This is a genomic window from Lactococcus garvieae subsp. garvieae, from assembly GCF_029024465.1.
GTDB lineage: Bacteria > Bacillota > Bacilli > Lactobacillales > Streptococcaceae > Lactococcus > Lactococcus garvieae.
Map to the genome: position 1 here is coordinate 590617 of NZ_CP118950.1, position 26687 is coordinate 617303.

The following is a 26687-nucleotide window of genomic DNA, read 5'->3' on the forward strand; positions in this document are numbered from 1 at the left end:
AAAAATTCTGCTATGATTAAAGATGATAAAACTTTGATATGAAATGATAAAAGAGGACGATATGGCAACATTTAAATTTACACCTAAAGATATCTATGAAGCTGACTTTGGAACAAAAATGCGTGGTTATGATAAAGAAGAAGTTGACGAGCTCCTCGATGACGTCATTCAAGATTACGAAGCTTTTCAAGCAGAAGTATTACGCTTGCAAGAAGAAAACGAATTTTTGAAGAAAAAAATCGTAGAACTTGAATCTCAAGCAAGTCGTCCTAACCAAGCAAACTTGGAAGAAACACAACGTTTGGATAACATGAGTCGCGTAGTTTCAAGCCGAATCAACAAACCAAAAACAGAAATTGGACAACCAAGTAACTTTGAGCTTCTTAAACGTATTAACCGTTTGGAACAAGCTGTTTTTGGTCCTGGAAGTGCTTCAAGTGAAGAAGCTTAAAGCTGACTTCATAATTTAATGAAATGAAAAAACAGTTTTTGGATAACTGCGTGATACCTTTGGTATCATGAGGAAAGTCCATGCTCGCACGGGCTGCGATGCCCGTAGTGTTTGTGCTTGGTGAAACAATAAACCAAGGTAGGAGTGTCATGCCTAACGGCTGAAGAAAGTGCTAAGTCTTTTGATATGCATGAGTATTCTGTAAAAGTGCCAAAGAGACGAGACTTACTGGAAACGGTAAGATTGGAACGTGGTAAACCCCTCAAGCGAGCAACCCAAACTTATGGTCGGGGCACTTGACTAGCCGAATTGAAGGCGTGGTCGAGGGGGAAGTTTTCTTCCCCAGACAGATGGTTATCGACGGTCGCAAGACCTGAACAAAACATGGCTTATAGAAAACTGTATGACACGCTGGGCTAGTCCCAGCTTTTTTTAGAAAGAAACAAAGGAATAAATGAAAAATAATTTTAAGCTGATGGCGACTGCTGCAGCAGGTCTTGAGAGTTTAGTGGCTCGTGAATTACGCAATATGGAAGTCGAAAATGTTACGATTGACGATCGTTCTCGTGTCTTTTTTACAGGAGATACAAGAACAATTGCTCAAGCAAATACTTGGCTACGTACAGCAGATCGTGTAAAGATTGTTGTTGGGGAATTTAAGGCGCGTACGTTTGATGAACTCTTTGAAAATGTATATGCGCTTGATTGGGAAGAGTATATTCCTTTTGGTTCAGCCTTTCCTGTAAGCAAAGCAAAGTCTGTAAAATCAACTTTACATAATGAGCCAAGTGTGCAAGGGATTACTAAAAAAGCTATTGTGAAGAAATTGCAAAAGGCTTATCATCGTCCAGAAGGCGTACCTATCCCAGAAAATGGTGCAAGCTTCTCCATCGAGATTGCGATTCATAAGGATAATGCAACGGTAATGATTGATACCACTGGGGATTCACTCTTTAAACGTGGCTATCGTGTTGAAAAAGGCGATGCGCCATTAAAGGAAAATATGGCTGCAGCAATCATTATGTTAACAAACTGGCTCGCAAATCCTAAACGTATGTTTGTTGATCCGACCTGTGGTTCAGGAACATTTACGATTGAGGCTGCTATGTTGGCACTCAATATGGCACCAGGATTGAACCGCAAGTTTGCCTGCGAAGCATGGTCATGGATGAAACCAGAGATTTTTGCAGAAGTACGCCAAGCAGCAAAAGAAGCTGTACGCAAAGATTTAGAACTTGATATTCAAGGGTTTGATATTGATGGTCGCATGATTGAAATTGCAAAAGGAAATGCACTTGCAGCTGGACTTGACCATGTGATAAAATATAAACAGATGCGTCTGCAAGATTTTCATACAGATGCCCTTGATGGGGTTATTGTATCGAACCCTCCATACGGAGAGCGTTTGGGCGATGAAGATTCAGTTGCAGGGCTCTATAAAGAGATGGGTGCAACTTTTGCGCCACTCGAAACTTGGAGCAAATATATTCTGACAAGTGACATTGCTTTTGAAACACATTACGGTGCGAAAGCAACGAAAAAGCGTAAACTCTATAACGGAACATTGCGTACAGACTTGTATCAATATTTTGGAAAAAGAATAAAAAAATAAGCAAATGCTATGGAGATCTAAATGACAGAAGAAAAAGATAAAAATATCAAAAATTCTGGCGAAAAAGTCTTAAAACTGGGCGATGTCTCAGATTTCACTGTAGGCGAAATTGTAAAAAAAGCCCAAAGGGTAGATAAAGAAAATAGCGAAAGCGAAAGCGTACTTGACAAATACATCCGTCAACATCGTGGAGAAATTGAAGCTGTTAAAAATCAGGCCTTAGAAAAATATATCCAAACTGAGCGTAAGAAAATGGATCAAGAAGAAGCTGCTGATTCTGAGGAAGAAGTGACTGCGCTTGAAGAAAACTCTGACGTAAAGGCAGATGAGGGTTCAGAGGCATCAGCTCCAGAAGCTGAGCATACTGAAACACCTGAATCAGATGAAGTTACTCCCTCTAAAGAGGCAAACTTCAAAGAAAAGAATAAGTCAGAGTTTGATGAAGTAGAAATTGCGGATGATGTGCCTCCTGTGGTCCCTGTATCGGTAGAAGATGCAGAGAAGGAAAGCGCGTCTAAGCAAGCGGAAGAAACAGAAAGTCAAGCACAAGATTTCCCAGAACTTTCCAATCAAGTTCCTGAGTCAAAAGAAGAGTTTGCGGAAACAAGCCCTACAGAAGAGCCAGTTTCGACGGATGATCAGGAACTGGAAAACTCAATAGAAGCAGAAGAAAATGTCAAAGACGAGGAAAAGGAAAGTGCACCTGTCGAAGAGGCACAGCTTCCACAAGAAGACATTGTTGTGCCTCTAGAAAAAACACCTGTTGCCGGTGAAACAGTGCCAACACCCTTACCTGTTACATCAGCAGTGGAGTCTGAAACTTCTGCACAAGAAGAACAACCAAAGAAAAAGAAAGATAAGAGACCTTTGATTATTGGGCTCTGTGCACTGGTTCTTTTGGCTGCTGGAGGTGCAGGATATGCACTCTATAATCATAATAATAATGAAAAAGCAGTCAATCAAGCCGCTGTGGAAAACAAAGCGAACTTAAATGCTTTTAATAAGGCTTACGATGAATTTTTCACTGACGCCGATCATCAAGTTCTGAAGAATTCTAATTTTGATCAGTTGTCAGCCTTGAAAAATAAGCTAAAAACATTAAAAGGAAGCGACTTTGATACTGCCGAAGCCAAGGTAAATGCGCTTGAAACACAAATAAAAGCCGTTGAAAAAGTGAACGCCCTCTTTAATAAATCCGCCATTGTAGACGGCGAACTAAATAAAGAAGCTCAAGTAAAAGCAGCAGTAAGTATACCAGCGGTTCCAAAAACTGAAAATGAGAAGCTGAATAAAGTACTGGCTCAAGCCATCAACTTGGCTAAAACACAGCAATCCGAGGCGAAAGCGAAAGAAGAGCAAGCTGCAGCGGCGCAAAATAATGCTGCTACTCAACCCGCCAATCAAACCTCAGGTCAAGCTGCAGGAAACTCAGCTTCTACTGATACACCAGGTGGAACAACGGGAGCAGGAACACAGCAACAAGCAGGTAAAAATACAGCACAAGGTGGAGCTTCGTCTTCAACAGTTGTAGCAGCGGATGGCGCACAAAACCCGACAGGGGCTACGCCGGATAACTCGAATGCGCGTGTTCAACCCCAAGCCAATCTCAATCCTCAAGATCCAGCTTTCACTTGGAATCCAGGAATCAGAGATAAAGTCTTAAATATTGCACGTCAGCGTGGCTATATCTCTGGCAATGACTTCATTCTTTTGCCAGTAGCTATTCACACAATGACCTCTGGTTATATGGCTGGACAGGTTGCAGGATATTTCAACTTGTATCGTCCAGACGGTAGTTATTTATTAACAATAAATAATAAAACAGGTTATTTCTTCGGAAATGGTAAAGGTTTACCTACCGACTTCGGATAAAGCACCAATTTCTTTCGGGATAACAGACCTACTGAAAAAAGTCGAGAAATTTATTTTTCTCGACTTTTTTCTATAATACATTATTCACTATTCTCATTTCTTGAGCTTTGAGGAAGTCCTGTCGAAAGAGCTAAATACCAGCACTCATTTTCATAAATTTCGTACAATTTGTAGGAGTAAGGGATAAAAATAGTGTATAATATGTAAAAATAGTTGAGGAGATTGCTATGCTCAAAATCGCATTTATCTGTGTGCATAATTCTTGCCGTTCACAAATTGCTGAAGCTCTAGGGAAAAAATTAGCTGGGGATAAGTTTGAGTTTTATTCTGCAGGGACTGAGAAAAAGCCACAAATCAATCAAGATGCTGTCCGTTTGATGAAAGAAATCTATGATATAGATATGGAAAAAACGCAAGCTTCAAAGTTGCTACAGGATATTCCACCTGTGGATATTGTGATTACTATGGGGTGTAATGTGGACTGTCCTTATCTTCCCTGTAATTATCGAGAAGATTGGGGTCTAGAGGATCCCACAGGTCAAAGTGATACAGTCTTCAAAGACACAATCAAGCAGATTGAAACCAAGGTGCTTGTCCTAAGAAACCGAGACTTTAAGGCATAACAAAAAAGTACATCAGGGCAATGCCCTTAAGTAAAGAAAAATAAAAAGTTCCAACACTGTAAATGCTGTTGGAACTTTTTTGTTTCCCCTCGTAAGAAGTCTCATACAAATGAAACTCTATTGAAATCATTTTGACATTAAAACTACAAATGTTAGAATTAAATAAGAAGCATTCTTAGATATATGTAATAAAAGACTTGACGAGGGAAACGCTATGACTTATAATCAGACAGCACAGCACAGCACAGCACAGCACAGCACAGCACAGCACAGCACAGCACAGCACAGCACAGCACAGCACAGCACAGCACAGCACAGCACAGCACAGCACAGCACAGCACAGCACAGCACGCGGTAGATAACCGCCTCTTTTTGCTTGCCCCAAAACGCTCTGGACCACTGGAGCGTTTTTTCCGTCCTCTGACCTTAGTGCTGAGCGTCAGGCTAAGAGAAGTAAAGAAAAAAATAATAAAGAATCATAAAGAAAGGAAAAAGGTATTATTATGACACCAGAAAAGAAACGTAAACTACGGAACATTGCTCTCCTCTCCTTGCTTGGCCTAATTGGCGGGACCATGGCCTTCCAGGCCTTCAACCAACAAGCCATCAATGACCGAGAAAACACTGTACAGGTCAATGTGGGAGGGCGTGTCCACGACTACTACAACAGAGACACCGAAAACAAGGATGTCTTTGTGGAAAACTATGGCGAACGTCCCATCATGGCCCGTATCCGCCTGTCCGAGTTCTTGGAGTATCAACGAGGAGAAGAGGACTTTACACCCCTCGTTGCTGGCAGTGAACTCAACAACTTAGCGACTTGGATCACCTGGATCCCAAGCGCAAACAATATCAATCAGCGTGCCGATACGGGAAACTCCAGCGCCTTTAACCGCTACGCTCAGCTGACCTTTGGCTGGAGCCGTGAAGGAGAGACAGCCCCATGGTACATGCCAACCTTCAACCATGACAACTTAGACCTAAGGACCGCAGCTGCCGGTCATGCCCGGGACTATATCGCAGGCGCAGGAGCAACAGATGGGACAACCGATGGCACCACTCATCCTGGGGATGGTACAGATGCTTACTGGTCTGAAAACGACACCTTTGATAACAGTGCAGGGATATGGCCGGGGGCTACCATTGAAAATGAAGCCGCACAAAACCTGCGCCAACAACGTGCCCCAATGACCATTGAACAGTGGTCTAATCTCCTCCCCTACCAACAAATCGGTGACTTCTGGGTGGTGGACCACACCACAGGCTGGGCCTCTTGGGCCTCACTCTTGGAGCCCGGACAGGCTAGCTCTTATCTTCTGGATGCCGCAGAGCTGACGGAGGCCATTGAAGATACAGTCTTTAACGGCAGTTATTATTATGGTATCCATGTGGACAGTCAATTGATCAGCCCCGATAATAGTGAGGAATTTCTCCCAGGTGGCGACAGCCGCTTAGAGGCTTTCCTTACAGGAATTAAGAACAACTCGATGAATGATGAGGGGACAACAAATGCACGTGCCGATATTGATGCTCCACCGTCATCTTTTAACTTTGACACTATGCTTCCTGGCCGTGTCTTTACTATGGCAGGGGAGGAGTACCTCTACCTTGAAGATATGGGTAACGGTAACCATATGATTATCCGTCACGAATCTATTCGTGGTACAACTTTCACCGAGCAACCCCAAGTCCTGAGCAACTGGTTCAGTGGCCTTGACGCTGAGGTTCAGGGCAGGGTTCAACCTGTGTCTATACCAGCGGTAGTACCGCACGTTTTCTGGGGTGACGTACATTCTTCTTGGGAAGGAGGACACCGTTGGTTACCTGCAGGCTGGGCAACAAATCCTGTATTTGACGCTGCCAGAGCAGATAGAACAGCTGTGAATAGCTCTGGCACGCCACAAGCCTTTGCGCTTTCATTGGCGGATGTTGTGCACCTGTCTACCGAAACAGGTCCTTTCCCGAACATTTTTTTACGTGCAGGTGCACGTAACAGCTGGTGGTGGACGCGTACTCAATCTATAGAAAATAGTCTTCATTGGTTAGTGTATGGTAGAGCTCCCCGATTTGGTGAGCTTCACGGCCAAATTGGGGCAGGGCACATAGCGAGTGAGGGTGGTGTCCGTCCCGTTATTATCATCGGCCAGTAATCCAAGAAAGCTGTGAATAAAAAGACTTCAAGACAGATTGATTTCTCCGAGCAACATGGAAATGCATCCCTTGCTGTACGATGGGTTTGACTGCTTGAAAAATTATATGTTAAAAGCGGCAGTACGCTCAAAAGACAAGTTGGTATTTGCTTTGGATTTGTTTATCCCCTTGTTATTCTTGAGGTAAACGTTGAGAATAAAAGCCACTGATTCGTAATCAGTGGCTTTTCTTAATAATATTGCACCGCAATGCTTTTTATTTCAAGACGATTTTAGAAAATCATCAATTCTTTATTTGTTTTAGTTAAAGGTTCGCATCCAGTTTCAGTGACATAGAGACAGTCCTCGATACGTACGCCAACCTTACCTGGGATATAAATACCTGGTTCATCAGAGAAGCACATGCCTTCCTCGATGATGATGTCTTCAGAACCACCAATAGATGGGAATTCATGTACATCCATACCGATACCATGTCCAAGACGGTGAACAAAGTATTCGCCATAACCCGCTTTAGTAATTACATCGCGGGCCACTTTATCAATTTCAAGTGCAGATACACCAGGTTTGACGAAGTCCATGGCAGCCATTTGTGCTTCAAGCACGATTTTGTGGATATCAGCATCAAAATCAGAAGGTTTACCGATAGAGATGGTACGGGTAGCATCCGAAGCGTAGCCGTTTTTCATAACACCGAGGTCAAAGAGCAAGAGTTTATTGTCTTGGATTTTGACATCTTCTGGCATACCGTGAGGATTAGCTGCACGAGCACCTGAGAGGACGATTGTTTCAAAACTCATTTGAGGTACGCCCATACGTTTCATTTCGTATTCGATTTTGGCAACAACATCTGTTTCTGTACGCTCTGAATTTGCATATTCAAAACCAATTTCGAAACATTTATCTGCGTAATCACCAGAAATTTTCATTTTTTCGATTTCATCGGCAGATTTGATCAAACGCATACGCTCTACCAAAGGCGTCAAGTTGACAAATTCAACACCAGAAAATTGAGATTTAAGGCCTTCAGTTTTTGACAAAGGGATGTCAGAGAATTCAACTGCGATTTTTTGAATATTTTTAGATCCCAAATGTTCTTTGACGACAGCCCACGGATTTTGTGAATCTTCATAGCCAAAAATATCAAAGCCCGTAGTGTTTTCTTTGGCTTTTTCTACCTCCAAAGCTGGAGTGAAGAGAGATGGCGCTTTATCCGGGAAAACCATCAAACCAGCAATACGTTCATGCGGGTCAATGGCAAGACCTGTTAAATAATTCAAGGTCGTAGGATTGGTGATGAAAGTCATGTCGACTTCATTTTCGTTCAGAAAATTAGAGATACGTTCGAGTTTGCTCATAGTATCCACCTTTCTATAATTATTATCTCTATTGTACGCTAAATTCTGAAAAAAATCATGTGCGACAATATCTACCATATATTACCAAAAATTATTGAAACGGTTTTCAAAAAGTGATATAATTAAATTTGGAAAAACTTTTCATAAATATTAAAAAATATAAAAAACAGACAAAGATTATTATAATTGAGGTTTAAAAAAATGGAAGAATCAACAACAACAATTTATGACGTTGCTCGAGTTGCTGGTGTGTCAATGGCTACCGTAAGTCGTGTAGTCAATGGGAACGCTAACGTCAAAGAGAAAACACGTCAAAAAGTCCTTGACGCAATTGAAGAATTGGACTACCGTCCAAATGCAGTTGCACGTGGACTGGCAAGCAAACGTACAACGACAGTTGGGGTTGTTCTCCCAACAATCACGTCACCATATTTTGCAGAAATTGCTCGAGGCATTGACGATATTGCTTCAATGTACAAGTATAATGTCATTCTCGCAAATAGCGATGGTGATGAAGAAAAAGAACTTAAAGTTATTGAAAGTCTTTTTTCTAAGCAGGTTGATGGTATTGTTTATATGGGCAGCTTTATGACAGAAAAAGTTCGTAAACAGCTTAAATCAACACGTACACCGATTGTTCTTGCTGGAATGATCGATGTTGACAAACAAATGTCATCTGTAAATATTGATTACCATCTTGCAGCGCACCAAACCACTGCTGAACTGGCGAAAAACAATAAACGTATTGCTTTTGTGTCAGGCTCTTTGGAAGAAGTTGAAAATACAGAACGTATGGTCGGCTACCAAGAAGCTTTGAATGAAGCCGGCATTGACTTTGACGAGTCCCTTGTATTTGAAGGCAATTACACTTTTGAAAATGGTCAAGCTTTAGCAGATCAAATGCTTGCGAAGAAAATTAACGCGGCCATCGTTTCTTACGATACTGTAGCCGTTGGCTTGCTCAATGCTTTGCTCTCAAAAGGAATCAAAGTGCCTGAAGATTTCGAAATTATCGCAGGCTCAAACAGCCCAATCACCGCATATACTTATCCAGGCTTGACTTCTGTCAATCAACCACTTTATGACTTGGGTGCAGTTTCGATGCGTTTGTTGACAAAACTTATGCATAAGGAAGAAGTTGAGGAAAACCAATTGATCCTCGCGCATCAAATCATTAATCGTGGGTCAACAAAATAAGAAGAAAAAAGATACATCATGTATCTTTTTTTTATAAACTCCAAGAGTAAGGTATAGCATGGCTTTAAGGAGGATGAGGAGAAGCAATTTGACTTTCTGGACAAAGCATGATACTATTAAGAGGTAAATTTAGTCTAAGTTATATATTTTTAATGTTTTCTTTCACATAATGATTTACAAATATGACGAAAGGAAAATATATACTATGACAAAAGGAACTGTAAAATGGTTTAACGACTCTAAAGGTTTTGGTTTCATCACTGCTGAAGATGGTACTGACGTGTTTGCACACTTCACTCAAATTCAAAGCGATGGCTTCAGAAAACTTGAAGAAGGCGAAAAAGTTACATTTGATATTGAACAAGGTCAACGTGGCCCTCAAGCATCAAACATTACTAAAGCATAATGATAAGGCACTCTTGGGAGTGCTTTTTTTTATTAAAAAGTGCAAGATTAGGACTTGAGCTAAAAGTGTGTTACAATAGGTGTACCAGTTGGATACATCCATAATGGAAGATCTCGTCCACTCAGTTATAGCGTGACTTTGGGATAGTTCAAATTTCTTCCATTTTTATTAGCGCGGGATGGAGCAGCTAGGTAGCTCGTCGGGCTCATAACCCGAAGGTCGTAGGTTCAAATCCTGCTCCCGCAATTGAGATAAAGATTCCTGTTTTTCAGGGATTTTTTATTTTGTTCAACAGAAAAAATATCTTCAGTGATGTTCAGGATTATGTTTGGTAGGCATACAAATATGTGCTAAACTTAAAATATGAGGAAAACGAAAATTGTAGTACCCGTTCTTCCGACAACAGTGGCGGAAGTACAGGAATTAAACGTAGAAAAATACAGAAGGGCTGACATTATTGAATGGCGGGCGGATTTTTTGGGGAATATGGAAAGTATTCTTCAAGCCGCGCCTCTTATCTTTGAGAAATTTACAGATTTTTCCTTGCTTTTTACTGTACGCACAGCCAATGAAGGTGGGAATATCTCCATTTCTAAAAAAGACTATGTCGCTCTTTTAAAAAAAATAGCCAAATTTGAGCCCGATTATATTGATATCGAATATTTTTCCTATCGAAAAGCTTTACCCCAGTTGCTTGAATTTAAAGAAAAAATTGTCTTGTCTTATCATAACTTTTTCGAGTCGCCTACAGATTTAACTGCTCGAATGATGAAAATGCAAAGAGAAGAAACAGGCTTTGTAAAAGTGGCGATTATGGCACAACGAGAATGTGATGTTTTAGATCTGCTGCAGATTACACGTGATTTTACGATGGAATATGGGCCTAAATTTATCGGCATCGCAATGGGAGAACTGGGTAAAATTTCCCGCGTTGCCGGAGGATTGACCGGTTCTGTATGGACTTTTGTAGCGCTCGATAAGGCGGAAGCCAGTGCTCCAGGGCAATTGACTTTGCCTCAGATGTTGAATGTTCTTGATGCCTTGGAAGGTTAACATTCGTCTTTTCCACATATTTTCTCAATAAATTGAGAATATTAGAGAAAATCCCGAAAAAATTCGTCCAAAATGGTATAATTTATAGTAAGTTAGAAATTTGGAGGAACTATGGTTATCAATCGTTACAGTCGCCCAGAAATGGCGGCAATCTGGTCGGACGAAAACAAATATAAGGCGTGGCTTGAAGTCGAAATTCTTGCGGATGAAGCATGGGCTGAACTCGGAGAAATTCCAGTCGAAGATGTGAAAAAAATTCGTGAGAAAGCAAGTTTTGATGTTGAGCGTATCTTGGAGATTGAAAAAGAAACACGCCATGATGTTGTAGCCTTTACACGTGCTGTTTCTGAAACGCTTGGCGAGGAAAGCAAGTGGGTACACTATGGACTTACGTCAACCGATGTTGTAGATACAGCTTATGGCTATCTCTACAAGCAGGCTAATGATATCATCCGTCGAGATTTGGCTAACTTTTTGGAAATTATTGCCGATAAAGCACGTGAGCACAAATACACGGTATGCATGGGACGTACACACGGTGTCCATGCAGAACCAACAACTTTTGGTCTTAAATTAGCAACTTGGTATTCTGAAATGAAGCGTAATATCGAGCGTTTCGAACATGCAGCTAAAGGTGTTGAAGCAGGTAAAATTTCTGGTGCTGTAGGTACATTTGCCAACATTCCACCTTTCGTTGAAGAATATGTGTGTGGAAAACTTGGAATTCGTCCACAAGAGATTTCGACACAAGTATTACCGCGTGATTTGCATGCAGAATACTTCAGCACATTGGCACTGATTGCGACTTCGATTGAGCGTATGGCGACAGAGATTCGTGGCCTTCAAAAATCAGAGCAACGTGAAGTGGAAGAGTTCTTCGCCAAAGGGCAAAAAGGTAGCTCAGCAATGCCACACAAACGTAATCCAATCGGTTCTGAAAATATGACGGGATTGGCGCGTGTTATTCGTGGACATGTCGTGACAGCCATGGAAGATGTTGTTTTGTGGCATGAACGTGACATTTCGCACAGTTCGGCAGAGCGCATCATTACGCCAGACACGACTGAATTGATCAACTACATGTTAAACCGTTTTGGAAATATTGTTAAAAACCTGACCGTATTCCCAGAAAACATGAAGCGCAATATGGATGCAACTTTTGGATTAATCTATAGTCAACATGTTATGCTTATGCTTATCGAAAAAGGCATGACACGAGAAGAGGCCTATGATTTGGTTCAACCATTGACAGCAAAAGCTTGGGATGAGCAAATCATGTTCCGTCCACTGGTAGAAAACAACGAAAAAATACGTGAAAAACTCACAGATGCAGATATCGATGCAGCCTTTGATTATAACTATCATTTGTCACGTGTAGATGTCATTTTTGAACGTCTTGGTTTATAAAAATAATAAAATCCTAACACTTTTGTTTAGGATTTTTTTTGTACAAAAAAATTAGATTTGAATAAATTTAAACAATTCAGTATTGACTAATATGAGGAAGTTTGCTAACATATTAGTATAAACTAATATGAAGAGATGAATAATGAATTTAACCGAAAAACGTCAAAAAGTAATCCATGCCTTATCTAATACGACAAGGCTTAATGTCCTTGAAGCATTACGTGAAAAGGAAATGACTGTCACCGAGTTACTTAATGAAACTAAGTCAGGGCAATCTAATCTTTCGCAACATTTGTCATGTTTGCGGGATTGTGGCTTGATCACAAGTCGCAAAGAAGGAAAATATATCTATTATTCCTTGACAACCCCTGAACTTAATCATCTGCTAGAAGTCATTGATGCTACAGTCGAGTCAATGCACTGGTCCCCAACCGAAGATATCCATTGTGATACATATATAAATTAAAAGGAGTTCCTTATGTTTAAATCTACTCAAAACAAGGCAAGTCACGATGCACACTGTGTAAAAGGGACATGCAATTGCCTCAATCACAAAGCTAAAGCTGCACTGGCGACTACTGAGGAGAGCGAAAGCTTAAGTAGTACAGGAGTCACAGGGAGTTCTGACGATTCAGACCCTGCCTGTTGCAACACGACAATACATCTCAATGCGAGTTTAGATGAAAGTGAAGAAGAAGAAGGCAAATATGAGCTGTTGATCATTATTATCACCGCTTTATTATTGGCGGCCTTAAGCTTTTTAGACTTTACACCACAGTTTAAAACCCCACTTTTCATTTTAACCTATGTGTTGATTGGGCACAGTGTTTTGCTCAAAGCAATCAAACAATTGCTTAAAGGAGATATTTTTAACGAATTCTTCCTCATGAGTATTGCGACTGTTGGGGCATTTGCTTTAGGAGAATATGCTGAAGCAGTTGCGGTAATGCTTTTTTATCAAGTTGGAGAATATTTCCAAGATCGTGCGATTGGGAACAGTAAAAAGTCAATCGCAGCACTGATGGACCTTCGACCAGAAGTTGCGACCGTTAAGCGTCAAGGAAAACTTATTGATGTGTCTCCTGAAGAAGTCGCTATCGGTGAAATTATACAGGTGAATCCCGGAGAAAAGGTAGCACTTGATGGACGTGTATTATCTGGCCAATCAAGTGTGAATACAGCAGCTTTGACAGGAGAATCCCTGCCACGTGAGGTGGGCAAAGGAGAAGAAGTTCTTTCAGGCTTCTTGAATATTAATGGTCTGCTGGAAGTCCAAGTTGAAAAAACTTTTGGGGAATCCTCAGTATCTAAAATTTTAAACCTGGTCGAGAATGCTCAAGAAAATAAAGCACCGACTGAACAATTCATTTCAAAATTTGCACGTTACTATACTCCAGTCGTGGTATTTGCAGCAGCGATAATCGCTCTGGTTCCCCCACTTTTCTTCCAACAAGATTGGTCAGACTGGTTGACACGCGCCTTTACCTTCTTAATTATTTCTTGTCCATGTGCAATGGTGGTTTCCATTCCTCTCGGCTTCTTTGCTGGGATTGGTGCCGCATCGAAAAATGGTATTTTAGTTAAAGGTGGCAATCACCTTGAAGCAATGACTAAGATAAAACATGTTCTCTTCGATAAAACAGGAACACTGACACAAGGGAACTTTAAAGTCACTCAAGTTTTTCCTGCAGAAGGTGTTGTACGAGAAGAGTTGCTCTATCTGGGTGCTGTTGGGGAACTTCATTCTACTCACCCCTTGGGGCTTGCGCTTAAAGAAAACCAAAATTTGGAAACAGTCACTGTAACAGAGTCGGAAGAAATTCCAGGGCATGGTACACGCACAGTTTATGAAGGTAATGAAATTCTCGTCGGGAATGCAAAGCTGATGAAAATGTACAATGTTAACTTTAGTGAAAGTGATGCCTTAGGTTCTTTGATTTATGTTGCCAAAAATGGCCAATACCAAGGGGTCATCCTTGTATCGGATGTCCTCAAAGAGGATGCAGAAGAAGCAATTAAGGCTTTAAATCAGCTTCATATCTCACAAACGATGTTGACAGGTGACAGCGAAAAAGTTGCCGCACAGGTTGCTGGAAAACTGAACATTACGGATTATCATGCGAATCTTTTACCTGAGGATAAAGTTACTTTGTTAGAGAAAGTACTTGCCAAAGGTGAGGGTCTTACTGCTTTTGTTGGTGATGGGATTAATGATGCACCAGTCATTGCGCGTGCTGATATCGGTTTTGCAATGGGTGGCTTGGGTTCTGATGCTGCGATTGAAACAGCGGATGTGGTCTTGATGACAGATAAACCATCAAGTATCGCGAAGTCCGTTAAAATCGCCAAGAAAACGAAACGCCTGGTGGTGCAAAATATCGTTTTAGCTCTTGGTGTAAAAGCCGTTTTCTTTATTCTTGCGATCTTTGGCATTGCTACGATGTGGGAAGCAGTTATTGCAGATGTTGGAGTAACGCTCCTCGCTATATTGAATGTTTTGAGACTCTTAAAATAAGGACATGAATGGTTTAAAAAATAGTGGGTTTTTGCTCTGATTGCTAACATAGCATAGCTGAAAATATTGCTTTGATGTTTAATGCTTATCGATAGCCTACTCAAGTGTAAACTTGGCATCGAGTGAAGATAAAATAAATTAATCAAAAAGACAAGGTAAAACTTGTCTTTTTGATTTAAGTAGGAAGGTTTATAAAATATTGCACAATCTTAATAGGGAAGGGATAGAAAAAACAAGCACCATAATCATAAAAAACAAACAATTCTTTTCACGGCAGACAGTTCCGATTTATGATTAGCACTTGCAGAATATGCTATAATAAAACCATGAATAACACGATTAAAGCAAAGCTGGAGCTCTTACCAGATAGTCCAGGATGCTATTTACATAAAGATAAAAATGGGACGGTTATCTATGTAGGGAAGGCGAAAAATCTGAAAAATCGCGTACGCTCCTATTTTCATGGCTCCCATAATACAAAGACTGAGCTTTTAGTCAGTGAGATTGAAGATTTAGAATGGATTGTGGTTGAATCAAACATTGAGTCTTTGGTTCTTGAAATTAACTTGATTCAACGATATAAGCCCAAATATAATATCATGCTTAAGGATGATAAGTATTATCCTTTTCTCATGATTACAAATGAAAAATATCCACGTTTGATGATTACCCGTCGTGTCAAGAAAGATGGGGCAATGTATTTTGGACCTTATCCCGATGTTAAAGCAGCCAATGAAGTCAAGCGCCTCTTAGACCGTATCTTTCCTTTTCGAAAATGTGGTTTGCATGAAAAGAAAGTCTGTTTCTATTATCATATCCATCAGTGTCTTTGTCCAGTCGTTAATCATGTAGATCCTCAAGTTTATAAAGACATGGCTCAAGAAGTCAAACATTTTTTAACAGGGGATGATAAAAAAATTATCAATGAACTGAAAGAAAGAATGTTTGCAGCTTCGGAAAAAATGGAATTTGAGCAAGCGGCAGAATACCGTGATGTAATTAATTCTATCGGGACTTTGAGAACGAAACAACGTGTCATGAACCACGATTTAAAAGACCGTGATGTTTTTGGTTACTACGTGGATAAAGGCTGGATGGGTGTGCAGGTCTTCTTCGTACGCCAAGGTAAAATGATTCAACGTGATGTCAATATGTTTCCTTATTATAATGATGCAGAAGATGATTTTTTAACTTATATCGGACAGTTTTATCAAGAAGCTGCACACATGGTACCCAAAGAAATTTTAGTGCCCTCAGAAATTGATGCAGAGGCTGTTGAGGCAGTAACACAAACCAAAGTTCTCAAACCAAGCCGTGGAGAGAAGAAGCAACTTGTAGCAATGGCGACTAAGAATGCACGCACCCAGCTACAATTGAAATTTGACCTTCTCGAAAAAGACCTGATTAAAACTCAAGGTGCTATCGAAAATCTCGGGAAAATTCTCAACATTCCTACACCAGTTAGAATCGAATCGTTCGATAACTCTAACATAATGGGAACTTCACCCGTATCAGCAATGGTTGTCTTTATCAATGGCAAGCCTTCCAAGAAAGATTATCGGAAATACAAGATCAAAACTGTCGAAGGGGCAGATGATTATGCATCAATGCGTGAAGTGATTACGCGACGTTATAGTCGGGCTATGCGTGAAGGAACGGCTTTACCCGATTTGATTGCAATGGATGGTGGTGCTGGACAAGTCAATGCAGCTAAGGCTATTTTGAAAGAAATAGGTTTAGATATTCCTGTTGCAGGTATGGCTAAAAATGATAAACACCAAACCAGCGAGTTACTTTTTGGTGATCCTTTGGAAGTTGTACCGCTGAGTCGCCAATCGCAAGAATTCTTTCTCCTCCAACGTATTCAAGATGAAGTCCATCGCTTTGCGATTACTTTTCACCGGCAAGTTCGTGGGAAAAATACTTTTTCTTCAAAACTGGATGGTATTACAGGACTTGGACCCAAACGTAAGCAAAAATTAATGACGACCTTCAAGTCACTGAAAGCCATTTCTGAAGCTGATGTTGCTCAGGTCGCTGAAGCAGGCGTACCGTATGATGTCGCTGAACGGGTCAAGGAAGTTTTGAGCAAAGAAAATTAAAGATAAATTCATAAAGCAAATCAAAAATGATTTGCTTTTGTTATTATTAGTGTCTTATCTTGGACAAGGAGGTAAACTAGGCTATTTTTGTGTGAAAACTTGTTATAATAGAGCTTATGAATAAAACCGAAATAGAAAAGTTCCAGCAGGATTTATTAGGATGGTACAATATCCATAAAAAGCCTTTGCCATGGCGGAAAAACACCGAGGCTTATTCTGTTTGGATTTCTGAAATTATGTCTCAACAAACACAGGTTGAAACAGTTATGCCCTATTATCTGCGCTTTATGGAAAAGTATCCTAAGATTGAGGATTTGGCGGCAGCAGATGATGATGAGCTTCTAAAACTTTGGGAAGGTTTGGGTTATTACTCGCGCGCACGTAATTTAAAAATTGCTGCTCAGCAAGTCATGACAGAATTTCAAGGACAATTTCCTGATGCATTAAAAGATATTCAAAGTTTGCAGGGAATTGGCCCTTATACAGCAGCCGCTATTGCTTCAATTTCTTTTGGCTTACCCGAACCCGCCATTGATGGTAATTTGATGCGCGTGACGAGTCGATTATTTGAGATTGATGCAGATATTTCTAAGGCTGCTTCTCGGAAAATATTTGATGAAAAGCTAAGAGAGCTTATTTCGGAAGAACATCCAGGAGATTTTAACCAAGCACTCATGGACATTGGTTCTATGGTTTGCACCCCCAAAATTGCCAAATGCGAGATCTGTCCATTAGCTGCCTATTGTCAAGCCAGACCTAAAGGTACTCAACTGAAGTATCCTGTCAAAAGTAAAAAGATTAAGCAGCAGCACATTTACTACAATGCTTATGCGTTAAAAAATACACAAGGCGAATACTATCTCCAAAGACGTCCGACCACAGGCCTACTTGCGAATATGTGGACTTTTCCGATGCAGGAAATTTCCAAGGAAGACTTTGATAATGAGACATTATTATTGCCAACCGATCTGCCAGACAGTGTCTCACGTATGATTAAAGTTGGAGAAATTACACATGTTTTTTCTCACTTGAAGTGGTTTGTTCAAATTATTGAATGTATCCCTGAGGAAAACTTTAGTGTTCAAGAAGAAAAACTGGATGAAAATCAACTTTGGGTAAAATTGACGGACCTTTCAAAAGTCGCTCTACCTACGCCACAAGTCAAAATGTTTAAGTTTTTCAAAGATTAGTTTCCACTTTATAAATGCAAACGTTTTACTTTTTTGGTATAATTATAGGAGTTTAGAAAAAAGACTTTTTGTGAATATATTATCAAGAAGTCAAAATAATGGAGGCAATCATGACAACTATTGATTTTACTGCAGAAGTAGAAAAGCGCAAAGACGCAATGCTCGAAGATTTGTTTGAACTTCTTCGTATCGATTCAGCAATGGACATGGACAATGCGGACAAAGAAAACCCATTTGGCCCTGGACCTCGTAAAGCCCTTGACAAATTCTTGGAATTGGCTGAACGTGATGGCTACCAAACTAAAAACTATGATAACTATGTAGGTCACTTTGAATACGGAGAAGGCGATGAAGTTTTAGGTATCTTCGGTCACTTGGACGTTGTTCCTGCTGGTTCTGGTTGGGATTCAAACCCATTTGAACCTGAAATCCGTAACGGCAACCTTTACGCACGTGGTGCTTCAGACGATAAAGGCCCAACTATGGCTTGTTACTATGGTTTGAAAATCTTGAAAGACCTTGGTGTGCCATTGTCTAAAAAAATCCGTTTCATCGTTGGTACAAACGAAGAAACAGGTTGGAAAGATATGGATTACTACTTTGAACACTGTGAATTGCCATTGCCAGATTTCGGATTCTCACCAGATGCTGAATTCCCAATCATCAATGGTGAAAAAGGTAACGTTACAGAATACCTTCACTTTGACGGAAAAAATGCTGGCGCTGTAGTACTCCACTCTTTCAAAGCTGGTTTGGCTGAAAACATGGTTCCTGAATCTGCAACTGCAGTAATCTCAGGTGCGACAGATCTCCAAGCAAAATTGGAAGCTTTTGTGGCTGAAAATGCAGACAAAAACTTGCGTTTTGACCTTGAAGAAGCTGACGGTAAAGCAACAGTAACAGTTTATGGTAAATCTGCACACGGTGCAATGCCATTTAAAGGAATTAACGGTGCAACTTACCTTGCTAAATTCCTTAACCAATTTGACTTTGAAGCTGGTGCAGCTGCATACATCAAACTTGCTGCTGAAACATTGATCGATGACCACGAAGGCGAAAAATTAGGCACAGCCTACAATGATGACCTTATGGGCGCAACTTCAATGAATGCTGGTGTTTGGAACTTTGATGAAAATGGTGAAGGTACAATTGCATTGAACTTCCGTTTCCCACAAGGTACTGACCAACATAAAATCAAAGCAGTTCTTGAAGCGCTTGAAGGCGTAAAAGAAGTAACAATGAACGATCACGTGATGGAACCTCACTATGTACCAATGGAAGATGAACTTGTTTCTACATTGATCAGCGTTTACGAAAAACACACTGGCCTTAAAGGTTACGAAACAGTAATCGGTGGTGGTACATTCGGTCGTCTCCTTAAACGTGGTGTTGCTTATGGCGCAATGTTTGAAGGTGAAGAAGATACAATGCACCAAGCAAATGAGTACAAACCATTGGATGCACTCTTCAAATCAGCAGTTATCTATGCTGAAGCAATTTACGAATTGGCTAAATAATAAGAGAACATTAAAATCCTCCTAGCGGGGATTTTTTTATATATTTTTTTATGAAATTTAATTCCATTCTTTTAGAAAAATAATCCAAGATAAATTCAGTTAAACAGCGGTTTTACGGGATTTATCTTTTTTTATTTAAAAATAATGTGAAAAAATCCCAGTAAACAGTTGAAATAAAGTTTTGGATATGTTAAAATGAATGCGTTAACAAAAGAAATAAAGTTTTCAGAAATAGAGAGGTGTTTATGTTTGGCTTTTCAATTTTTATGAATGAAGATCTTTCTGAAAAAGATATTCAGTATATAAAAAAAATGAAACAGGCAGGATTCAAAGGGATATTTACTTCGATGCATATTCCGGAAGATGATGCTCAAGCGTATAAAAAACGCTTAGAAAAATTAGGTGCTTGTGCTAAAGCAAACCAATTGGAACTGATGGTAGATATTTCAGGGGAAGCCTTGGAACGTGCAGGTTACTCATTTGATCATTTAGAAGAACTTATTCATCATGGTGTCACAGGTTTACGGATGGATTATCATATTGACAATGAACAGATTGCCAAAGCCAGCCATAAAATAAAGATTAGTTTAAATGCCAGCACATTGGTAGAGGATGAGATTGAGGAACTAAGGAGAATGGAGGCTAATTTTGCTCATTTAGAAGCTTGTCACAACTACTATCCGCGTCCCGAAACTGGTCTGGATAGGGAATATTTTCTCAAGCAGAATCAATGGTTGCAAAAATATGGTCTTAAGCGCGTTGCTTTTGTTGCTGGCGATGCTCAGAAACGTTTACCTTTAAGACTTGGACTTCCGACACTCGAAAACCATCGTGATAGACATCCGTTGGCTGCGGCTCTTGAATTATTAAAGGATGATACGGATGAAGTGTACATTGGAGATGGTGATTTAGCAGCAACAACAATTGATCAGTTTGAAAATTATCTGCAGTGGGATAAAATAGTTTTACATGTAGAAAATAATGCTTCAGCTTATTTTACTTCAGTCTTAGGAGAGCATGACAATAGGAATGATCAATCTCCTGGACTGATCAGAAGTGCAAATGCCCGCTTTAAGAAGGTAGAACAGATCCACAAAGAACACACAGAAAAGCGTAACAAAGGTGCTGTAACACTGGATAATGAACTGTATGGACGTTATATGGGCGAAACACAAGTATGTAAAAAAGCACTTCCAGCTCACCCTAATATTAACGTTGTAGCATATGTTATTGAAAAAGACAGAGACTTACTTGATGTGATTTACTCAAAACAAAAGTTTGAATTAAAAGAAAAGGAAATAAAATGAATTTAGAAAAATTAACAACAGAGCGACGTAACGAAGAAACTTTTGGATTGGACGAAATGTCGGTCTCAACTGCTCTCGAAAAAATGAATAAGGAAGATAAAAAAGTTGCAGAAGCTGTAGAAAAAGCACTTCCGATGATTGAACCTGTGATTGAAAAAACGATTGAAAGTTTCAATCATGGTGGCCGACTTATTTATCTCGGTGCGGGGACAAGCGGACGTTTGGGCGTACTTGATGCTGCAGAGTGTGTCCCGACGTTTGGAGTTGAGGCAAGTATGGTTGTGGGTCTCATTGCTGGAGGCGAGAAAGCTATGACGCTCGCTGTGGAAGGTGCAGAGGATGACCTTGAGCTTGGCAAACAAGACTTGATTGATCTTCAATTAACCAAAAATGACATGCTGATTGGTATTGCAGCAAGTGGACGTACCCCTTATGTGATTGGCGCTCTTGATTATGCGAAGAGTATTGGGGCACACACAGGTTCTCTAGCGTGTAATATGAATGCTGAAATTAGCCAACATGCTGACTTCCCTATCGAAGTGGACTGTGGCGCTGAATTTTTGACAGGTTCAACCCGCCTCAAATCAGGTACAGCACAAAAATTAATTTTGAATATGATTTCGACAATAGCGATGATTGGTATTGGAAAAGTCTACAACAACTTAATGGTTGATGTGCGTCCGACAAATGAGAAATTAGTGGAACGTAGCAAACGTATCATTATGCAAGCTACAGAATGTGATTATCAGACAGCAGAAAAGACTTTTATCCAAGCGGAAGAAGATGTCAAACTGGCGATTGTCATGATCTTAACCAATAGCGCAAAAGATGAGGCGCAAGAAAAACTCGTACAGGCAAAAGGATTCATTAAAAATACATTGAGCTAATAAATAAAAATTAGGAGATGAAGATGGCAGAAGATAAAGTAACACGTATTGCACGGCAAATTTACGAAGAAATTGGTGGACCAGAAAACGTTCAAAGTTTAGTTCATTGTATGACGCGCGTTCGACTTTCAATGATTGACGAAACAAAAGTAGATCTTGAAAAACTCAAAGCTATTGATGGTGTTATGGGAGTTGTTGAAGGTGAAACGTTACAAGTTATTGTTGGACCAGGAACAGTCAATAAGGTAGCCCAAAAAATGGTGGATACCGTGGGTGTTAAGCTTGGCGAACAGTTTCCACACTCAGCAGGACTCAGTCTTGAGGATCGTGCAGCTCTAACGAAAAAAGCAGCCAAGGAAAAATACAACAAGCCTTCCAAAATAAAAGAAGTGCTGAACTCGATTTCACGTATTTTTACACCGTTGATTCCTGCCTTTGTCGGTGCTGGTCTTATTGGTGGTATTGCATCTATCCTTGCAAACTTAATCACCGCAGGTACAATTGATGGTGCGACTTTTGCACAGATTGTTGCTGTCCTAGGTGTAATCCAAAAGGGTATTTTCGCCTACTTGGTCATCTATGTGGGGATTAATGCTGCAACCGAGTTTGGTGCTACGCCTTCACTTGGGGGTGTTATTGGTGCTGTGACGATGTTGACGGGGATTACACCAGAAGCACCAATTAACAATATCTTTACAGGTCAGCCCTTATCTGCACAACAAGGGGGGATCATTGGCGTTATCTTTGCTGTATGGCTTTTGTCCCTTGTGGAAAAGAATTTACGGAAAGTTATTCCAGATTCTATTGACATTATCGTTACTCCAACGCTGTCTCTTCTTGCTATCGGACTTTTAACGATTTTCTTCATCATGCCTGTTGCGGGAACAATTTCAACATCTTTGGTGGGTGGAATTAATGCCGTACTTAATGTTGGGGGTGGATTTGCTGGCTTCCTCTTAGGTGCCCTCTTCCTTCCTATGGTTATGTTTGGTTTGCATCAAATTCTTACACCGATTCATATTGAAATGATCGATAAGACGGGGTCAACAACCTTGCTTCCAATCCTTGCCATGGCTGGAGCTGGTCAAGTCGGAGCAGCTTTGGCGCTCTGGGTACGTTTACGCAAGAATAAAGAGTTCGCAGAAATTGTCAAAGGTGCTTTACCTGTAGGTTTCTTAGGTATTGGTGAACCTCTTATTTATGGTGTTACACTTCCGATGGGACGTCCATTTATTACAGCTTGTATTGGTGGAGGTATTGGTGGTGCTATTATCGGATCACTCGGTCATGTCGGTGCCATTGCTATTGGTCCAAGTGGGATTGCTTTAATACCATTGATTGCGGATAACCGTTGGTTGATTTACGTGTTTGGGCTTATTGGCGGTTACGTTGGTGGTTTTGTTGCGACCTACTTCTTCGGTATTCCTCAATCTGAAAAAGATAAAGCAGACAACTATGGAGATGAAGAAACATCAGCACCAACTCTTGTTGCAAATCTTGACAAAACAGTTGCTTCACCAATGTCAGGGAAAATTATTCCTTTAGCGGAAGTAGAAGATGAAGTTTTTTCTAAAGGCATGCTCGGACAAGGTTTTGGTATCCAGCCTCGTGATGGAAAAGTTTTTGCACCATTTGATGGTACAGTAACGACAGTTTTCCCTACTAAACATGCGATTGGCTTACTTAGTGACTCCGGCGTAGAAGTACTGATTCATGTGGGCTTAGATACAGTGTCTTTGGAGGGCAAACCCTTCATCGCTAAAGTAACAGACGGAAGCAAAGTTACTAAGGGCGACATGCTTTTAGAAGCGGACTTGAAGATGATTGAGGAGGCTCATTTGCCATCAGTAACTTTAGTGGTTGTGACGAATTCTGATGAATTTAAGCACATCTACATTGAAACTCCTGAAGAAGTCTCTCCTGGAGAGCAAGTTATCATTGCGGAATAAAAAAATAGGTTGGGTGGAAGCTCAGCCTATTTTTTGTTTACAATATTAATGTTATTCATAACACTGTGAGTATTATATATTTTGAATACAATGCGGTGCCAGATGTAAATAATCCAATCACGTTGTAGAAAATCTAAAAATATTTTCCCGAGTTTTTATAAATATTAGATAAGGTGATTTTCTCAAAGTACAGTCTAGAAAAATTATGAATTAGAACAAGTACTATCTATTTTTGTTCTCGTTCAAGACTGCCTTGACAATGTTATTAACTACACTCTCTAACATCTCACTCACTCTTTTTTGAAATTGTTCACTTGTAGTATAATTAATAATTTGTTGGGAGATAATTTGAATAATTTTTTTACCTATTTTTACTCCTATCGTTTGAATATTCATTTATTTTCTCCTTTACCAATTTTATTTATTTTCTCTTTCAATATTTTTTTCATAAATTTATTTTTTGTTTTGGAGTATAAAAATTGGTAAGCTGCGATATTTAACTCTTGTTCGGTAATTTCTGGATTTAATGCTGATTCTGCTTTTAATGCGAAATAAACAGAAGTAGGATTTAAGTCAATACTGTTATTGAGGTTAGCTAATTTTTTTTCAACTTCTTTTTCAACTTCTAAAGCCAATTCTTCATCCCAAATATCTTTAGAAAAAGAATTCTTGTTTTTTATGATTTCTTGATTAATATTATCTTTTAAAATAATCTCACTTTTCTTTTTAAAATCATCGATTTGACTTTCTGAGCGTGCAATTAATTCCTGAGTATCCATGGTTTTACATTTCATCATGTCTTTTATTATATTTTAACTTAAATAAGACTGAAATACCAGAACTAATTTTAATAAGTTTTTTAGCTCTTTAGGCTTAGAATAAGAAGAATGATTTTAAATAAAGTATCTGAAAATTTGGTATAATAGAAAAATGATCTACGGTATAGGAACAGATAATGTCGAGATATCGCGCATTGTCCAAGCATTGGAACGCAATGATAAATTTGCACAGCGCGTTTTGACAATAAATGAGTTTGCTCATTTTTCAAGTTTTACTTCAAAAAAACGTCAAGCGGAATTCTTGGCGGGACGATGGGCAGCAAAAGAAGCCTTTTCAAAAGCATTAGGAACAGGCTTTGACAGTCAGCTTTCCTTTCATCACATAGAAATTTCTAAGAATGAAAAAGGCAAGCCCTATTTTCTAGAACATCCCTTTGCTGGACAAGCACATTTAAGTATTTCACATAGTAATCTAGAAGCGGTTGCTATGGTTGTCCTTGAAAGCAAAGTTTGAGTATAAAAAGAAGGTAAATAATATGAAAGCAGCACCACATCGCCATACACCAGCGATTATTAAATTATCCGCAATTGAAAATAATGTAAAAAAAATGCGCGAGCATATCGGTGACAAACCAGAACTTTGGGCTGTTGTAAAAGCCAATGCTTATGGTCATGGAGCAGTTGCTGTTGCGCAGCATATTGATGGTCTTGTAGATGGTTTTTGTGTGTCCAACTTTGATGAGGCTATTGAGTTGCGTCAACAATTGATTATTAAACCAATACTTGTACTGTCAGGGATTGTACCAGACCATGCAGAAATTGCGGCCAGCCAGCATATTACCTTAACAGCGCCAAGTTTGCAGTGGCTTCAACAAGTCATTGATTCAAATAAAAATAAACATTTCTCACGTTTGCGCATTCACATTGCCGTTGATACAGGGATGGGTCGGATTGGTGTGACGACAGCCGAGGAAGCAAATCAAATTATTGAGCTCGCAGACCAATATAATATTAGTGTGCGCGGTATTTTTACACACTACGCCACTGCTGATGAAGAAGATACGACACAGTTTAAAGAACAAAAGGCAAAATTTGATGCCTTAGTCAGTCAATTGAGTCGTCGTCCAAAATACGTGCATTCGACAAATTCTGCGGCGGGCTTGTGGCAAAATCAAGAAGTGCAAGATATTGAACGCATTGGTTTAGCGATGTATGGTTTAAACCCAAGTGGTGATGAGCTGGCTCTCCCTTATGCCTTGGAACCTGCTTTAAGCTTGCATTCTGAGTTGACGCATGTTAAAAAGATCCACAAAGGAGACACTGTGGGTTACGGGGCAACTTTCCGTGCAGAAGAAGATACTTATGTTGGAACAGTTTCCATTGGCTATGCGGACGGTTGGACCCGTGATATGCAAGGCTTTAAGGTTATCGTGGATGGTCAATACTGTGAAATTATTGGCCGGATTTCAATGGATCAGATGACGATACGCTTGCCGAAAAACTATGAGATGGGCACACAGGTCACACTGATTGGTAAAAATGGTGATAAAGAGATTACTGTTCAAGATATTGCGAACTGGCGTCATACGATTGGCTACGAAGTCATTTGTCTTTTATCCGATAGAATTTATCGTGTCTATGAAGAATAAAAGCTGCTTTTGTGCGGCTTTTTTTCATTACATTTTCATTTAAAATAAGTCATAAGTTGAGTAATTTGACAATGATTTTAAAAATGATATAATTATATTAAATACATATGAGATAAAGTTAAGAAAAGTGAGGGAAGGGATATGATAAAAGTATATACTGTCATGGCTTGCAGTTCATGCAAAAAAGCCAAAGAATGGCTGGCCAATCACAGGCTAGAATTCGAAGAAATTAACTTGATAACTGATAAAATAGATCCCGAAGACTTTCTTAAAATTTTCTCTTTGACTGAAAATGGAACAGAGGAAATTATTTCCACAAGGAGTCGTGCTTACAAACGCTTATCCTTGGATTTTGAACGCCTTTCCCTTCATGAGCTGGTTAAGATAATCGAAGAAAACCGCACACTCTTGCGTCGCCCTTTGATTCTTGATGATAAAAGGCTGCAAGTGGGCTACAATGAAGATGACATTCGGAAGTTTTTACCGCGTTCAGTACGTCGTGTCGAAAGGCTTGAAGCATCCCACAATATTCGACAGTTGGATGTAGAACGGGCACTAGAAGAACAAGCCTAAGAGAAAAATGGAGCAGAAATTGTTTCATTTTTTTTGTGCATTTCGTAAAAGAAATTCGTTTTTTCATTCCCAACCGTGTTATAATTTAAT

The 26687-nt window shown here is 39.8% G+C and carries 24 protein-coding genes, 1 tRNA gene and 1 other RNA gene; 23 read left to right on the forward strand and 3 right to left on the reverse strand.

From position 1 onward, the window contains the following. Positions 1-61: 61 nt before the first annotated feature. The 7 genes from PYW30_RS02960 (at position 62) to PYW30_RS02990 (ending at position 6708) form a co-directional block, all read left to right on the forward strand. The gene (locus tag PYW30_RS02960; RefSeq protein ID WP_004258719.1) at positions 62-451 is read left to right on the forward strand and encodes a DivIVA domain-containing protein; all 390 of its coding nucleotides are present in this window, start codon (positions 62-64) and stop codon (positions 449-451) included. Positions 452-485: 34 nt separating this feature from the next. Continuing rightward, an RNA gene (gene rnpB, locus PYW30_RS02965) (RNase P RNA component class B) lies at positions 486-848 on the forward strand. A gap of 57 nt (positions 849-905) precedes the next feature. Continuing rightward, positions 906-2063 carry a THUMP domain-containing class I SAM-dependent RNA methyltransferase gene (locus PYW30_RS02970; protein ID WP_004258715.1) on the forward strand — a complete coding sequence of 386 codons (1158 nt, stop codon included), beginning with the start codon at positions 906-908 and terminating at the stop codon, positions 2061-2063. A gap of 21 nt (positions 2064-2084) precedes the next feature. Beyond that, complete coding sequence (locus PYW30_RS02975; RefSeq protein ID WP_004258711.1) at positions 2085-3935, forward strand: cell division site-positioning protein MapZ family protein; 1851 nt, start codon at positions 2085-2087, stop codon at positions 3933-3935. Between the two features lie 227 nt (positions 3936-4162). Further along, on the forward strand, positions 4163-4558 hold the full coding sequence (locus tag PYW30_RS02980) for an arsenate reductase ArsC (protein WP_004258708.1): 396 nt from the start codon (positions 4163-4165) through the stop codon (positions 4556-4558). Between the two features lie 214 nt (positions 4559-4772). Continuing rightward, positions 4773-4916, forward strand: a complete 144-nt coding sequence (locus PYW30_RS02985; RefSeq protein ID WP_197911528.1) for an adenine methyltransferase — start codon at positions 4773-4775, stop codon at positions 4914-4916. Positions 4917-5061: 145 nt separating this feature from the next. Then, positions 5062-6708 carry a hypothetical protein gene (locus tag PYW30_RS02990; RefSeq protein WP_096822683.1) on the forward strand — a complete coding sequence of 549 codons (1647 nt, stop codon included), beginning with the start codon at positions 5062-5064 and terminating at the stop codon, positions 6706-6708. Positions 6709-6980: 272 nt separating this feature from the next. On the opposite strand, the gene PYW30_RS02995 is transcribed toward PYW30_RS02990, so the two are convergent. Next, a complete protein-coding gene (locus tag PYW30_RS02995) occupies positions 6981-8066 on the reverse strand; it encodes a M24 family metallopeptidase (RefSeq protein WP_014024434.1) in 1086 nt (361 codons plus the stop codon). Positions 8067-8267: 201 nt separating this feature from the next. Here PYW30_RS02995 and ccpA point away from each other — a divergent pair, with 201 nt between their 5' ends. The 13 genes from ccpA (at position 8268) to PYW30_RS03060 (ending at position 23596) form a co-directional block, all read left to right on the forward strand. Beyond that, positions 8268-9263 carry a catabolite control protein A gene (gene ccpA / locus PYW30_RS03000; protein WP_014024435.1) on the forward strand — a complete coding sequence of 332 codons (996 nt, stop codon included), beginning with the start codon at positions 8268-8270 and terminating at the stop codon, positions 9261-9263. A 205-nt stretch (positions 9264-9468) separates the two neighbouring features. After that, complete coding sequence (locus tag PYW30_RS03005; RefSeq protein ID WP_003135419.1) at positions 9469-9669, forward strand: cold-shock protein; 201 nt, start codon at positions 9469-9471, stop codon at positions 9667-9669. Positions 9670-9841: 172 nt separating this feature from the next. Continuing rightward, positions 9842-9915, forward strand: a tRNA-Met gene (locus PYW30_RS03010). Positions 9916-10032: 117 nt separating this feature from the next. Further along, positions 10033-10722, forward strand: coding sequence for a type I 3-dehydroquinate dehydratase (gene aroD / locus PYW30_RS03015; RefSeq protein ID WP_004258692.1), 690 nt, complete (start codon positions 10033-10035; stop codon positions 10720-10722). Positions 10723-10833: 111 nt separating this feature from the next. Then, the gene (gene purB / locus PYW30_RS03020; protein WP_004258688.1) at positions 10834-12129 is read left to right on the forward strand and encodes an adenylosuccinate lyase; all 1296 of its coding nucleotides are present in this window, start codon (positions 10834-10836) and stop codon (positions 12127-12129) included. Between the two features lie 142 nt (positions 12130-12271). Beyond that, positions 12272-12595 (forward strand): ArsR/SmtB family transcription factor, encoded by a 324-nt coding sequence (locus tag PYW30_RS03025; RefSeq protein WP_004258685.1) that lies wholly within the window; start codon positions 12272-12274, stop codon positions 12593-12595. A gap of 12 nt (positions 12596-12607) precedes the next feature. Further along, positions 12608-14644, forward strand: coding sequence for a heavy metal translocating P-type ATPase (locus tag PYW30_RS03030; protein ID WP_042219613.1), 2037 nt, complete (start codon positions 12608-12610; stop codon positions 14642-14644). A 326-nt stretch (positions 14645-14970) separates the two neighbouring features. Then, complete coding sequence (gene uvrC / locus PYW30_RS03035; RefSeq protein WP_042219611.1) at positions 14971-16746, forward strand: excinuclease ABC subunit UvrC; 1776 nt, start codon at positions 14971-14973, stop codon at positions 16744-16746. Positions 16747-16862: 116 nt separating this feature from the next. Beyond that, entirely contained in the window at positions 16863-17936 is a 1074-nt protein-coding gene (gene mutY, locus PYW30_RS03040) for an A/G-specific adenine glycosylase (RefSeq protein WP_019298868.1), read from the forward strand. 110 nt (positions 17937-18046) lie between these two features. Beyond that, positions 18047-19453: a dipeptidase PepV gene (gene pepV, locus PYW30_RS03045; RefSeq protein WP_004258679.1), complete on the forward strand. Its 1407-nt coding sequence runs from the start codon at positions 18047-18049 to the stop codon at positions 19451-19453. 245 nt (positions 19454-19698) lie between these two features. After that, complete coding sequence (locus PYW30_RS03050) at positions 19699-20760, forward strand: DUF871 domain-containing protein (protein WP_042219609.1); 1062 nt, start codon at positions 19699-19701, stop codon at positions 20758-20760. After that, a complete protein-coding gene (murQ, locus tag PYW30_RS03055) occupies positions 20757-21647 on the forward strand; it encodes an N-acetylmuramic acid 6-phosphate etherase (protein WP_042219607.1) in 891 nt (296 codons plus the stop codon). Before PYW30_RS03050 ends, murQ begins: the two co-directional genes overlap by 4 nt. Before the next feature lie 23 nt (positions 21648-21670). After that, the gene (locus tag PYW30_RS03060; RefSeq protein ID WP_004258675.1) at positions 21671-23596 is read left to right on the forward strand and encodes a glucose PTS transporter subunit IIA; all 1926 of its coding nucleotides are present in this window, start codon (positions 21671-21673) and stop codon (positions 23594-23596) included. Positions 23597-23818: 222 nt separating this feature from the next. On the opposite strand, the gene PYW30_RS03065 is transcribed toward PYW30_RS03060, so the two are convergent. Continuing rightward, positions 23819-23992 carry a hypothetical protein gene (locus tag PYW30_RS03065; protein ID WP_017370899.1) on the reverse strand — a complete coding sequence of 58 codons (174 nt, stop codon included), beginning with the start codon at positions 23990-23992 and terminating at the stop codon, positions 23819-23821. Continuing rightward, positions 23989-24375, reverse strand: a complete 387-nt coding sequence (locus tag PYW30_RS03070; protein ID WP_042219603.1) for a hypothetical protein — start codon at positions 24373-24375, stop codon at positions 23989-23991. Before PYW30_RS03070 ends, PYW30_RS03065 begins: the two co-directional genes overlap by 4 nt. Positions 24376-24526: 151 nt before the next feature. Between PYW30_RS03070 and acpS the strand changes: the two genes are divergently transcribed. The 3 genes from acpS (at position 24527) to PYW30_RS03085 (ending at position 26597) form a co-directional block, all read left to right on the forward strand. Further along, positions 24527-24889, forward strand: a complete 363-nt coding sequence (gene acpS, locus PYW30_RS03075; protein WP_004258672.1) for a holo-ACP synthase — start codon at positions 24527-24529, stop codon at positions 24887-24889. Between the two features lie 22 nt (positions 24890-24911). After that, entirely contained in the window at positions 24912-26024 is a 1113-nt protein-coding gene (gene alr / locus PYW30_RS03080; RefSeq protein ID WP_014024451.1) for an alanine racemase, read from the forward strand. A gap of 141 nt (positions 26025-26165) precedes the next feature. After that, entirely contained in the window at positions 26166-26597 is a 432-nt protein-coding gene (locus PYW30_RS03085; protein ID WP_004258668.1) for a Spx/MgsR family RNA polymerase-binding regulatory protein, read from the forward strand. The last annotated feature ends 90 nt before the right edge of the window (positions 26598-26687 follow it).

Coding starts and splice junctions, on each gene's coding strand:
- PYW30_RS02960 (WP_004258719.1), top strand. CDS start 62: ATGGCAACATTTAAATTTACACCTAAAGATATCTATGAAGCTGACTTT.
- PYW30_RS02970 (WP_004258715.1), top strand. CDS start 906: ATGAAAAATAATTTTAAGCTGATGGCGACTGCTGCAGCAGGTCTTGAG.
- PYW30_RS02975 (WP_004258711.1), top strand. CDS start 2,085: ATGACAGAAGAAAAAGATAAAAATATCAAAAATTCTGGCGAAAAAGTC.
- PYW30_RS02980 (WP_004258708.1), top strand. CDS start 4,163: ATGCTCAAAATCGCATTTATCTGTGTGCATAATTCTTGCCGTTCACAA.
- PYW30_RS02985 (WP_197911528.1), top strand. CDS start 4,773: ATGACTTATAATCAGACAGCACAGCACAGCACAGCACAGCACAGCACA.
- PYW30_RS02990 (WP_096822683.1), top strand. CDS start 5,062: ATGACACCAGAAAAGAAACGTAAACTACGGAACATTGCTCTCCTCTCC.
- PYW30_RS02995 (WP_014024434.1), bottom strand. CDS start 8,066: ATGAGCAAACTCGAACGTATCTCTAATTTTCTGAACGAAAATGAAGTC.
- ccpA (WP_014024435.1), top strand. CDS start 8,268: ATGGAAGAATCAACAACAACAATTTATGACGTTGCTCGAGTTGCTGGT.
- PYW30_RS03005 (WP_003135419.1), top strand. CDS start 9,469: ATGACAAAAGGAACTGTAAAATGGTTTAACGACTCTAAAGGTTTTGGT.
- aroD (WP_004258692.1), top strand. CDS start 10,033: ATGAGGAAAACGAAAATTGTAGTACCCGTTCTTCCGACAACAGTGGCG.
- purB (WP_004258688.1), top strand. CDS start 10,834: ATGGTTATCAATCGTTACAGTCGCCCAGAAATGGCGGCAATCTGGTCG.
- PYW30_RS03025 (WP_004258685.1), top strand. CDS start 12,272: ATGAATTTAACCGAAAAACGTCAAAAAGTAATCCATGCCTTATCTAAT.
- PYW30_RS03030 (WP_042219613.1), top strand. CDS start 12,608: ATGTTTAAATCTACTCAAAACAAGGCAAGTCACGATGCACACTGTGTA.
- uvrC (WP_042219611.1), top strand. CDS start 14,971: ATGAATAACACGATTAAAGCAAAGCTGGAGCTCTTACCAGATAGTCCA.
- mutY (WP_019298868.1), top strand. CDS start 16,863: ATGAATAAAACCGAAATAGAAAAGTTCCAGCAGGATTTATTAGGATGG.
- pepV (WP_004258679.1), top strand. CDS start 18,047: ATGACAACTATTGATTTTACTGCAGAAGTAGAAAAGCGCAAAGACGCA.
- PYW30_RS03050 (WP_042219609.1), top strand. CDS start 19,699: ATGTTTGGCTTTTCAATTTTTATGAATGAAGATCTTTCTGAAAAAGAT.
- murQ (WP_042219607.1), top strand. CDS start 20,757: ATGAATTTAGAAAAATTAACAACAGAGCGACGTAACGAAGAAACTTTT.
- PYW30_RS03060 (WP_004258675.1), top strand. CDS start 21,671: ATGGCAGAAGATAAAGTAACACGTATTGCACGGCAAATTTACGAAGAA.
- PYW30_RS03065 (WP_017370899.1), bottom strand. CDS start 23,992: ATGAATATTCAAACGATAGGAGTAAAAATAGGTAAAAAAATTATTCAA.
- PYW30_RS03070 (WP_042219603.1), bottom strand. CDS start 24,375: ATGGATACTCAGGAATTAATTGCACGCTCAGAAAGTCAAATCGATGAT.
- acpS (WP_004258672.1), top strand. CDS start 24,527: ATGATCTACGGTATAGGAACAGATAATGTCGAGATATCGCGCATTGTC.
- alr (WP_014024451.1), top strand. CDS start 24,912: ATGAAAGCAGCACCACATCGCCATACACCAGCGATTATTAAATTATCC.
- PYW30_RS03085 (WP_004258668.1), top strand. CDS start 26,166: ATGATAAAAGTATATACTGTCATGGCTTGCAGTTCATGCAAAAAAGCC.